The sequence below is a fragment of the Okeania sp. SIO3B5 genome (genome assembly GCF_010692555.1).
Lineage (GTDB): Bacteria > Cyanobacteriota > Cyanobacteriia > Cyanobacteriales > Microcoleaceae > Okeania.
On record NZ_JAAHHG010000353.1, the window covers coordinates 1 to 10,457 of the forward strand.

A 10,457-nucleotide genomic window follows, 5' to 3' on the forward strand; every position below is an offset into this window, starting at 1 on the left:
TGGCGGAGGATGGTGGCGGCAGCTATATCGCTTGTTTTTGATTGTCTATTTTTTTACGATCGCTTGTCAGTCCAATAGTCACTTTTGGCTGACTATTCTATTGCACTATTTTAGGTGAAACAGTCCACTACCAATAGCTATTATGTCACCTAATACTACCACCTAAAATGTATGATTACACAGACACAAATAAATTTAGAACAGTTTTTAGCTCTTCCAGAAAGAGATACTACTTATGAATTAATAGACGGAAAAATACAATCTAAAATGTCTCCTAAAAGATTTCATTCTCGTTTAACAGGTACTCTTTATCTACTTCTGAATAACTGGAGTCAATCAAAAGGAGAAGTAGGAATAAAATGGGGAATCTCCCTACAAAAAAATGGAAAAGATTGGGTTCCCGTACCTGACCTATTATATATTTCTTATGATAAATTACCCCAAGAAAGATTTGAGTATGAACTGTGTCCGTTTCCTCCGGAATTAGCCATTGAAATTATCTCTCCTGGTCAATCTTTTGGCTATCTTAGTGAAAAAGCCACTGATTATTTGAATGCAGGAATTTTGAGAGTTTGGATTGTTGATTCCCAAGCAAAAAGCATTACTATTTTTTATCCTGATGCTCCCCCAAAAACTAAACGTGGGCAACAACGTTTAACAGATGAAGTTTTCCCAGAATTAGAAATAACTGTTGAACAAATTTTTCAGCAATCAGGAATTGAAATTTAATGGATAATTGATAATGGATAATTGATAATTATGAAGAATAATATGGTTAAATAAAAATCATCAGGACTTACGCATAATTCAAAATTAAAAAGTCAAAATTAAAAAGTCAAAAGTAAGATTTTATAGCTCAAAACCTTGATTTTTTCAGTAATTTCAGCAAATTATTCGACATCTAAAGTTTGAAACTATTTGTAACATTCTTTTTTCAAATTGGTATAAGGGCGAATGCCATTCGCCCCTACTGGAAACCCGATTTTTCCCAATATCTAAACTACAGCAACCGGAACTTCATCTAATTTTTTCAAGAACTTTTTAATCAATCCAATAGTCACCGCCGGAACTTCCAATTGAGGTGTTAAACCTACCTCATCTAATGTTTGAAAAATCCTTACAGCTTGAGGATTCAAATCTGCTAAACGTTGACCTATTTCTGGACCTGTAAATTCTGATTTTTTACCCCAAATAATTGCCGTGGGAATTGTTAATTGACTCATATATAAAGATAGGTCAAAACACAAATCTCCCCGGACAAAAGATAAAGCAGCATATTCAGCATTAGGTTGAGTTGCTGACTCTAAATATGCCTCCACAATTTCATCATAAACTAACTTGGGATTAGCAAATTGTCTGTTTTCCAAGAAAGTTCTAATTCCTCCTGGAGTAGCAACACCACCACTATAAATAAAACGATCTAGTATTGGCGTACTTACGAGTTGAGCGAAAAAACTACGGGTGTAGTTGTCGCCGAAGTCAGATAAACCTGCAGGAGTTGTCAATATTAGAGACTTAAATAATTCCGGACGAGCGATCGCTACTCTCACCATCATTGCTGCAGTCAGGGAAGAGGCAATAATTCTGGTGGGAGGTTGACAGGTTTGTTCTAAAAATTCGGTAATTGTTGCGATATAGTCATCTACTTTGTAATCTAGTGCCTGATGTTCCGATCGCCCCCATCCGATTAAGTCTGGAGCAAGAATGCGGTATTCTGAGGCAAAGGCGGGGTAAACTTTTGACCATTCATAGGCAGATGATCCACCGCCGAAACCGTGAAAAAATATTAGGGTTGGCAAGTCGTCAGTGTTGTCAGTGTCAGTTTTCCAGGGTGCTTTTTCGTTGGTGTAGTAAACCATTCTACCTTGGGAAGTGACGACCGACTGTTGTTCAAAACCTACTGGGATAAACATAGTAATTTTAGATTGTGGATTAACTTCAAATATCTTTAACTCCCCCGGCAGGAAGTCCCGCGCTCTCCCGTTGGCGGAGCCTAGCGGCAGCTATTAGGGGAGCGTCGTATGGGAAAGCCGGGCGTTATCTATGTGATTCGTACTGATTTTCTGTTTCCATAGTTCTTTGGCTATAGCTGTTGACAGTTATATATACAGTTATTATAATAACAGATCTATAGTCGAGGAGGTCGGTTCTCTATTATGCTATTGAAATACAAGTACAAGCTAAAGCCCCATACAATTCAAGCGGTTATTATTGCTAATTGGTTAGAATTAGCCAGAAAACAATATAACTACCGTTTAGCTGAAAGGCTGAATTGGTTTGAAGCAACGCGCACACCAATAAACGCTTGTCCTCTTAATGTTTCAGTAGTACCAGTAGACCGGATTTATCAAAACATTCCCGAATTTAGAACACAAAGACGCGACGGCAGAAAAAAGGACAGTAATGGTAATCCGATAACCAAGAAAGGAGATAAGCATCCAAATATAATCAACGGATATGTTGTGTGGGAAACTGTTCAATTAGCAGACTTAGCACAAACTAAAAAACTATTTCCTGAGTATAAGTCTATCCATTCCCAAGTTTTGCAGGATGTTATCCAACGTGTACAAACAACAATGGATAACTTTACTAAACCTGATAAAAATGGTAAAACCAGTGGTAGACCTAAATTTAAAGGTAAACATTACTATAATTCGTTCAGCTATCCTCAGTTATCAAATAGCCATATTGTCAAAAATGCTAACGGTCTTACCAGTGTCAATCTACCAAAAATTGGTATAGTTCCTTTTGTCTATAATCGCCAAATACCAGCAGGTTTCAAGGTTAAGGCAGGTACAGTAATACGCGTGGCGGATGGATGGTATATCAGCTTTACCATAGAAGATCAAACCGTACCTTTGAGGCGTGCAGAAATTCAACCCACCGAAGATAACTCATGCATGTATTGATTTGGGATTGTTACACTATGCTGTTACATCTGATGGTGAGTTTATAGAAGTGCCCAATTTTTTTAGGCTCTCTGAACATCGGCTGTCTAAACTTCAAGCGAGATTGGCTAACAGACAAAAACATTCAAAGCCTTGGAAGATTATCAAGGGTAAAATAGCTAAACTCCATCAGTTGATAGCTAGACAACGGCTAGACTGGCAATTCAAACTAGCTTATCATTTGTTCAGTAACTGTCAGGTGATATTTTTAGAAGACCTACAAATAGGAAATTTAGTGAGGCGTTGCAAAGCTAAATTAGGTAACAATGGTCAGTTTTTGCCCAACGGTCAATCAGCGAAGTCAGGACTAAATAAGTCTTTGCAAGATGCAGCTACTATCAATTTCTTGATGTGTTAGAATATGTAGCCTGGAAACTAGGCAAAAAAATCATCAAAGTAAACCCAAAAGGTACATCTCAACATTGTTGCGATGGTTGATAGTGTCTCTAAAAGCTTATCAGAGCGCTGGCATTCATGCCCTAAATGTGGTCAAGAGCTAGATAGAGACTATAACTCAGCCCTTCTAATACAGAAAATTGGATTATTATCAACACAGAGGGAGGACATCACCTCTGTCAAAACTGCGGTCAGGGCTTCCTTGGCTGAAGAATCCCGCATTGTCGCGTAAACGCAACGTCGGGAGTATGTCAAGTATACTATAGAGATTTTTTGTTGTTTTTTACTTAATTAAAAATGTTGTTATATGATGTCCGGTTGAATAGTTATAAATAACAACAGAGGAGTCAGGAGATCCCCCCTAACCCCCCGATGAATTGGGGGGAACTAGAAGTCCCCCTTTTTAAGGGGGATGCGCGGGGGATCATTGATGTACTGCACGCCTTATGAAAACTATTATATTAAGGAGGAACAAGTTTTTTTATCACTAATTATCCGGACATGATATTAGTAGAATATTGTCTCATCCTCAACAGAAGTAAAAATCTTGTTATAGCAGTCGAAGGAAAGATTAGGACAGTTCAAAAGTTTAAAACTCAGACAACGTAAGACTTTTCCTTCTTCCTTTTTTCTTCTTCCTTCTTTCTTCTGCTATAAGATTAACAGATTTGAGATTTTTCCTAGTTTAAGGTAATTATTATTAATGTGATTAGGTTCAACAAATGCAAGTTAAAGAAAATAAGTTTTCCTGGTATGATGTGCCTGAAGATGTCAAAAGTTTATTGATGTTGGCGGTGGAAAATTGGGAGGATACTGAGACATCAGAAAATTATATTAATCAAGCTTTGGCTAAGACTGATGGAAATCTGGATATTTTGATAGGTGCTTATCGTTATTTTTTCTATAAAAATAATATGAAGATGTCGCTTCAATTGGCACATAAAGTAATAGCTGAAGTCAAAAAAAGAGAAAATTTACCGGATGATTGGCAGGAAGTAAAAACTATATTAGCGAGTCGAAAAAATGAGCAACAAATTAATCTTTTGATTACGGCTTATGCTGCTTCAGGATTGATTATTGCGAAGATGGGAGATTTGGTAAAAGCTAAAGTAATAAGTGAGGAAGTTCAAGAGATTGATGATAAAAATGATTTAGCCAAAATCTTGTTTGATGTTATTACTAGACCGCCAGATGAAGATGAAGATTAAGGTAATTTGCTGATTAATATTTTGAAGAGTCATCCGCCAAGCCAAGGATTTCAATCCTTGGCTAATAGTTTAAGTCATCTTAAGATGACTCTGGAGGAGTATACCATCTTTTTCATCTTTTTCTCAAAATAATATGGGTCTAAAACCCCGCTTTTTAAGGCGTAATATTTTTGGAGCCTTGCTCAAATCCCCTACTTCCCCTCCTGGCTCCCCTCCTGGGAGGGGCGGGGGTGGGTTGGGAGGGGCGGGGGTGGGTTAACTTCTGTACGTCGCCAATCCGACGGCTCCCCTATCTGACTTCTGACTTCTGACTTCGTTAAATTGTGGTTATCAGTGCAACTTGATATTACGCAGTAGAAAGTATTTCCGTCATTGCGATCGACCGCTGATTTATAAACCACATCGTCACAGATTTGTCTTGAGTAGGGCGTTTTATTCGTCTCAAAGTTAGAACGATTAGATTTCATCGCCTCACCCCAGAGACAATTCTTGCTTGGGCTGAGAAACGCATTCAAGCAGTTACATTACTAGAAGTGAAACAGGTGGGATTAAAATTAGACCGAGCAGATATTGAGTCAATAGTAGGAAAGGCAGGTGCTTCTTGGCGCGAGGTGTCAACTTATATCATGTCCGGTTGAATAATTAGACAATGGTTGTCCGAAGGCAGGAGGCAGGAGGCAGGAGGCAGAAGGTTTTCTCAATAGTGTCAACTTAATTTTATGCACGCTCCGATGCTACCGGACATGATATTACTTACACATTTGGGCTGCTAAAATAGCTACAGCAGGGAACAGGTAGCAGGGAACAGGGAACAGGCAACAGGGAAGAAAGATAAAAGTACCTCACTAATGCAGGATGGCGGAAATACCTGACCAGTTACAAAATCCTAAAACAACTACAAATCAATACTTTTGACTTTTAACTTTTGATTTTTAACTTCCGGGTAGCGGCACTAGCCTGAGAAACGCTATAAAATAAAGTCGTAAACAAATACTAAGGTCTCAATGTACTTATATTATCTTCTGGGATTTCTACTTTTACTTTTGGTGGTAGGTATTGCGCTTTATTTTCTCACCCCTCGCAGTTATGAGTCGTCTGAGACGGTAGCTAATTCCTACGATGAATGGACTCAAGACGGTATCCTAGAATTTTACTGGGGCGAACACATTCACTTAGGTCACTATGGTTCCCCACCACAGAGGAAAGATTTTTTGACTGCTAAGTCTGACTTTGTCCATGAAATGGTGAAATGGGGAGGATTGGATAAACTATTTCGCGGTACTACTGTTTTAGATGTAGGTTGTGGCATTGGTGGCAGCACCCGTATTTTAGCAAAAGATTATGGGTTTGACGTTACAGGTATTACGATTAGTCCTAAACAAGTTCAACGTGCCCAGGAATTAACCCCGGAAGGAGTTGATGCTAAATTTCAGGTAGATGACGCTCTAGCACTTTCTTTTCCAGATAATAGTTTTGATGTAGTTTGGTCGATTGAAGCGGGACCTCATATGCCAGATAAAGCTAAATATGCTGAAGAAATGATGCGAGTGTTAAAACCTGGTGGAATATTGGTTGTAGCTGACTGGAATCAGCGAGACGATCGCCAAAAACCACTAAATTTCTGGGAAAAACCTGTAATGCGACAGTTATTGGAGCAGTGGTCTCATCCTGCTTTTTCTAGTATTGAAGGTTTTTCGGAACTGATAGCAGAAACTGGATTAGTTGAAGGGGAAGTAGTGACAGCAGATTGGACACAGGAGACTATTCCTTCTTGGTTAGATTCTATTTGGCAAGGTGTAATTAGACCTCAAGGAATGATTCGTTTTGGTTTATCAGGGATAATTAAGTCTATACGAGAAGTACCTACTTTGTTATTGATGCGTCTGGCATTTGGGAGTGGTCTTTGTCGTTTCGGAATGTTCCGCGCGGTCAAGGTTAGTTCAATATTATCATCAACAGAGAAGACTCAAGCTGAAGTAGTTAAAATTTAACATTTGTATCAGGACTTACGCAGAGCGAGGGCGAATACCATTCGCCCCTACAGATGGTGATTTAAAAGTCAATTTGCGTAAGTCCTGTTAAAATTAATGACATTAATGATGGGAAAATCATTAATAAGCATTCAACAAAATCTCGACAATCTTTTTCTAAACATTAGAGCTAATTTGGAGAACCCACAATGGCTACCTCAGAACACTCATTCTCGAAGCTTAAACGTACCGAACAATTAGGAGCTAAAGTTGCCATAGCTGGAGGCGGAAACCTAATCTGGGCTTCTTGCATAACCCTAATCTTGCTATTTGCGATGGTTTTGCCTTTATCCCTGGCCTTAATTTTTATTCTGGTAAGTCCCAATCCCACACAAGGATTAATTATGTCAGTTGGGATAACAATCGCCTTTAACTTCTTGCAGTTTTTCTTTTCTCCTTATTTAATGGATCTAACTCAAGAGTGGCTTTATAAAACCCGTTGGGTTTCCTTAGTCGATCTTGAAGCCAAAAGTCCCGAAACAGTGGCTGTTATTCAACGGGTATGTCAAGAACGAAATCTCAAACAACCCCGTGTAGGAATTATAGATGACCAAAACCCCACCGCTTTTACCTACGGTTCACTTCCTAACCAAGCTCGCTTAGTTGTAAGTGAAGGTTTATTTACCTATCTTGATGATGAAGAAATTGCTACAGTTTACGCCCATGAATTAGGTCACATTGTTCATTGGGATTTTGCAGTGATGACCTTAGCTTCGACATTAGTACAAATAATTTATTTAGTTTATGTCTTTACTCGACGCTTACAAGGTGCAGACCAAGAGGTAGTAAGATATATAGCCACTAGCATTGCAGTTCCAGCTTATGTGTTTTATTTAGTAGGAACTTATATTCTACTGTATCTATCACGAACTCGTGAATATTTTGCCGACCACTTTGCTGCTGAAACAACAGGAAATCCTAATGCTTTATCAAGGGCGTTAGTAAAAATTGCTTATGGTATTGTAGAGGAGGCTCAAAAAATTAAAGAACCTAGTCAGTTATTAGAAGGAACCCGTGCTTTAGGAATTTACGATGCTAAAGCAGCAACTTCTTCGGGTACAGCTTATCGTATTACTTCTGATACCAATAAAATTGGGCAAGTATTTTTGTGGGATATGTTTAATCCCTGGGGTTGGTGGATGGAGTTAAATTCAACACATCCTTTAACTGGAAAACGAGTGCGTGCTTTGAGTACCTACGCAGAAAAATTAGGGCTAGCAATTGAGTTTGATATGGGTCGCATTATCGGTGAAGGTAATAAGTTAAGTAAGAAGCGACTCTACGGAAATTTTATCTTTGACCTATTGTTATACAATGCTGAGTTAATTAGCATTATTGTGGGATTGGTTATTGGATTTTTGAACGTTGAAATTATGCCATTACTAATAATATCAGCACCAATAATTAGTTTTGGTTTAGGTCATTTAATTAAGACATCACTGATGTATCCTGACTTTAAAAATGCAGTAGAAACCGATGTTTTAACATTAATGTCTGACCCTTATGCTAGTCCGTTACGGGGAAAACCGGCCCAGTTACAGGGTGAATTAATTGGTCGAGGTGATGCTGGATATAAGTTTGGATCGGATTTGAAATTGCAGGATAAAACGGGGATGATTTATTTACATTATGCTTCCCGATTTGGTGCTATAGGCAACTTTTTGTTTGGGATGAAACGAGTCAAGAGTTTAATAGGAATGAATGTAAAAAGTCTGGGTTGGTTTCGACGTGGAGTTGCTCCATGGATGGATTTAATTCAGTTAAGTAGTGAGCATGGAACTGTGGTTAATAGTTATCATCGTTTCTGGTCTTTTGTGTTGAGTATTGGTGCAATTGTATTTGGTGTTTTGCTATTAGTATTGTAGTTAAGAAAATAATGTGGGATGGGTTATATTCATCCCTCTTCCTTCTTCCTTATTCCTTCTTCCTTCTTCCTTCCGTTATAGTAAAAAAATGGCATATAGTGATTTTAAAACCTTAAGTAAATTCTCAAAAGAATTTGATTTACATATTAACGAGCAAGTAAATTTATTTGCTCAAATAGAATCTCTAAAACCCAGTGATTTTCTCACTCAAACTTTGGCAGAAACTGTAGAACTTGCTTTAGCAATTAATACTGAAAAAGCTCGTTCCGAAATGATAATTACTCCCTTGTTATTAGAAATCAGAAGGCAGGCAAATTATTCGGTTAGTTTATTCTCAGGAATTGAATTTAATATTGACTTTGACCGGAGTTTAAATGGGTATTGTGACTTTCTAATTAGTCGTTCTCCAGAACAGTTAATAATTAATGCTCCTGTAGCAATTATTGTTGAGGCTAAAAATGAAAATATTAAGGGCGGTTTAGGTCAATGTGCAGCCACAATGTTAGCAGCACAATTATTTAATCAACAGGAAAATAAAGCAATTAATAGAATTTATGGTGCGGTAACAACTGGAGATATTTGGAAGTTCTTGTTGTTAGAAGGAAATGAATTAAAGATTGATTTAAGTAACTTTTATATTCGGGATGTCGAGCAAATTTTGGGTGTATTATGGCAAGCTGTTAAATAGTAAGCATTCAGCCGTCAGCTATCAGCCATCAGCTAATAGCTGTTTCGCAGCATTCCGCAGGAAATGCTTACGTTAAATAGGGAAGGAAAAGTATGTTATAAAATTTTATAGTAGAGGTTTGGAGACCAAACCTAATTGAAAATGGTATTGATATGACCAAGAGAAAAGAAAATTCAGTATTTGAAGCCTCCTACTTCAGTAAAAAGTATTGATAAATGATAACTAATAACTGATAACTGAAATGACAAATTTACAAGTAAAAACTCTAACAGATACATGGGTTTCAGCTACTTGGGATGAATATCTCCAAACTATTGAAAATCCCATTTACACTAAAGCAAAATCTTATTATTTTCAAGGAAAATTCAGAATAGAAATGTCACCAGTAGGTTACGATCATGCTAGCGATCATTCACTTACTTCTGTAGTTATTGGTATTTGCTGTAGTCTCAAAAATATCGACAGTAATGGTTGAATTAATTGTAGTTACAGAAAAATGGGAGTTCAAGAAGTACAACCAGATATTTCTTACTATATAGGTGACAATGCTAATATTATTCCCAGGGGAACTTCTATTGTAGATTTAGGTACATATTCACCCCCAGATTTAGTCATAGAAATAGCCAATACTTCACTGTCTGATGATAAAGGTGAAAAAAGGCTGATTTATGAAGATTTAAAAGTCAAATAATATTGGATAATTGATGTAAAAAATGTAGATATTATTGCTTTTACTATGGTTGATGGTGGCAGTCATCTCAGTTATCAGTTATCAGTTATCAGTACCTCTAGCTGTTTGCGCAGCATTCCGCAGGAAAGCAAGAGGCTTGAAATAAGAAATATGTTCTTTTTTTTATCCCCTTAAAAGGGGAGGCGCATACCCACAATTTTTCGGTAAAAGGATTATAGAATCTCAAGTTTTACCAGGATTAGTAATAGATGTTTTAAAAGAAGCTTTACAACAGAGTCGAAGTATCCATCAAAATCAAGTTATTGCTTCCCTATTGTCTAAATTTCAAGAATCTTAATCAGAGAATATAGTAATCCTAAATTGTAAGCGTTCAGCCGTCAACAATCAGCAATCAGCTATTGCTTTTAATTTTAGATAAAAGCTTTACTAATTGAGTCATAATTTATACTTACTATAAAAGCTGGCTGAAACAGTATATATTCATTAAAACCCCCTTTTTTTTGCTGATAGCTGACAGCTAATAGTTGAATGCTTACCCTAAATTAGGTTTTCATTAATGGATAATGAATAATGGATAATTACCTCTGGTTAAAACCGAGAGGATTAAACATAAGGAAATATTATTTATTTA

At 37.2% G+C, this 10,457-nt stretch carries 12 protein-coding genes; 10 read left to right on the plus strand and 2 right to left on the minus strand.

Going from position 1 to position 10,457, the window contains the following annotated elements:
- The first annotated feature begins 171 nt into the window (after positions 1 to 171).
- The gene (locus F6K54_RS31510) at positions 172 to 729 is read left to right on the plus strand and encodes a Uma2 family endonuclease (protein ID WP_293086743.1); all 558 of its coding nucleotides are present in this window, start codon (positions 172 to 174) and stop codon (positions 727 to 729) included.
- Between the two features lie 266 nt (positions 730 to 995).
- Here F6K54_RS31510 and F6K54_RS31515 read toward each other — a convergent pair whose 3' ends face one another.
- Positions 996 to 1,913 carry an alpha/beta fold hydrolase gene (locus F6K54_RS31515; protein WP_293086746.1) on the minus strand — a complete coding sequence of 306 codons (918 nt, stop codon included), beginning with the start codon at positions 1,911 to 1,913 and terminating at the stop codon, positions 996 to 998.
- 243 nt (positions 1,914 to 2,156) lie between these two features.
- Between F6K54_RS31515 and F6K54_RS31520 the strand changes: the two genes are divergently transcribed.
- The 4 genes from F6K54_RS31520 (at position 2,157) to F6K54_RS31535 (ending at position 4,552) form a co-directional block, all read left to right on the plus strand.
- Positions 2,157 to 2,909: a transposase gene (locus F6K54_RS31520; protein ID WP_293086749.1), complete on the plus strand. Its 753-nt coding sequence runs from the start codon at positions 2,157 to 2,159 to the stop codon at positions 2,907 to 2,909.
- 1 nt (position 2,910) lies between these two features.
- Positions 2,911 to 3,306 carry a transposase gene (locus tag F6K54_RS31525; protein WP_293086752.1) on the plus strand — a complete coding sequence of 132 codons (396 nt, stop codon included), beginning with the start codon at positions 2,911 to 2,913 and terminating at the stop codon, positions 3,304 to 3,306.
- Entirely contained in the window at positions 3,300 to 3,386 is an 87-nt protein-coding gene (locus F6K54_RS31530) for a hypothetical protein (protein WP_293086775.1), read from the plus strand. Before F6K54_RS31525 ends, F6K54_RS31530 begins: the two co-directional genes overlap by 7 nt.
- Before the next feature lie 680 nt (positions 3,387 to 4,066).
- A complete protein-coding gene (locus F6K54_RS31535) occupies positions 4,067 to 4,552 on the plus strand; it encodes a hypothetical protein (protein WP_293086755.1) in 486 nt (161 codons plus the stop codon).
- Between the two features lie 191 nt (positions 4,553 to 4,743).
- On the opposite strand, the gene F6K54_RS31540 is transcribed toward F6K54_RS31535, so the two are convergent.
- Entirely contained in the window at positions 4,744 to 5,019 is a 276-nt protein-coding gene (locus F6K54_RS31540) for a hypothetical protein (RefSeq protein WP_293086758.1), read from the minus strand.
- Between the two features lie 537 nt (positions 5,020 to 5,556).
- Here F6K54_RS31540 and F6K54_RS31545 point away from each other — a divergent pair.
- From F6K54_RS31545 to F6K54_RS31565, 5 genes are all read left to right on the plus strand, one after another.
- Positions 5,557 to 6,543: a methyltransferase domain-containing protein gene (locus tag F6K54_RS31545; RefSeq protein WP_293086761.1), complete on the plus strand. Its 987-nt coding sequence runs from the start codon at positions 5,557 to 5,559 to the stop codon at positions 6,541 to 6,543.
- 188 nt (positions 6,544 to 6,731) lie between these two features.
- Complete coding sequence (locus F6K54_RS31550; RefSeq protein WP_293086764.1) at positions 6,732 to 8,447, plus strand: zinc metalloprotease HtpX; 1,716 nt, start codon at positions 6,732 to 6,734, stop codon at positions 8,445 to 8,447.
- Between the two features lie 88 nt (positions 8,448 to 8,535).
- Positions 8,536 to 9,135, plus strand: a complete 600-nt coding sequence (locus F6K54_RS31555; RefSeq protein ID WP_293086766.1) for a hypothetical protein — start codon at positions 8,536 to 8,538, stop codon at positions 9,133 to 9,135.
- A gap of 241 nt (positions 9,136 to 9,376) precedes the next feature.
- Positions 9,377 to 9,610, plus strand: a complete 234-nt coding sequence (locus F6K54_RS31560) for a hypothetical protein (protein WP_293086769.1) — start codon at positions 9,377 to 9,379, stop codon at positions 9,608 to 9,610.
- Between the two features lie 21 nt (positions 9,611 to 9,631).
- Positions 9,632 to 9,826, plus strand: coding sequence for a Uma2 family endonuclease (locus F6K54_RS31565; protein WP_293086772.1), 195 nt, complete (start codon positions 9,632 to 9,634; stop codon positions 9,824 to 9,826).
- Positions 9,827 to 10,457: the final 631 nt, after the last annotated feature.

Coding starts and splice junctions, on each gene's coding strand:
- F6K54_RS31510 (WP_293086743.1), top strand. CDS start 172: ATGATTACACAGACACAAATAAATTTAGAACAGTTTTTAGCTCTTCCA.
- F6K54_RS31515 (WP_293086746.1), bottom strand. CDS start 1,913: ATGTTTATCCCAGTAGGTTTTGAACAACAGTCGGTCGTCACTTCCCAA.
- F6K54_RS31520 (WP_293086749.1), top strand. CDS start 2,157: ATGCTATTGAAATACAAGTACAAGCTAAAGCCCCATACAATTCAAGCG.
- F6K54_RS31535 (WP_293086755.1), top strand. CDS start 4,067: ATGCAAGTTAAAGAAAATAAGTTTTCCTGGTATGATGTGCCTGAAGAT.
- F6K54_RS31540 (WP_293086758.1), bottom strand. CDS start 5,019: ATGAAATCTAATCGTTCTAACTTTGAGACGAATAAAACGCCCTACTCA.
- F6K54_RS31545 (WP_293086761.1), top strand. CDS start 5,557: ATGTACTTATATTATCTTCTGGGATTTCTACTTTTACTTTTGGTGGTA.
- F6K54_RS31550 (WP_293086764.1), top strand. CDS start 6,732: ATGGCTACCTCAGAACACTCATTCTCGAAGCTTAAACGTACCGAACAA.
- F6K54_RS31555 (WP_293086766.1), top strand. CDS start 8,536: ATGGCATATAGTGATTTTAAAACCTTAAGTAAATTCTCAAAAGAATTT.
- F6K54_RS31560 (WP_293086769.1), top strand. CDS start 9,377: ATGACAAATTTACAAGTAAAAACTCTAACAGATACATGGGTTTCAGCT.
- F6K54_RS31565 (WP_293086772.1), top strand. CDS start 9,632: ATGGGAGTTCAAGAAGTACAACCAGATATTTCTTACTATATAGGTGAC.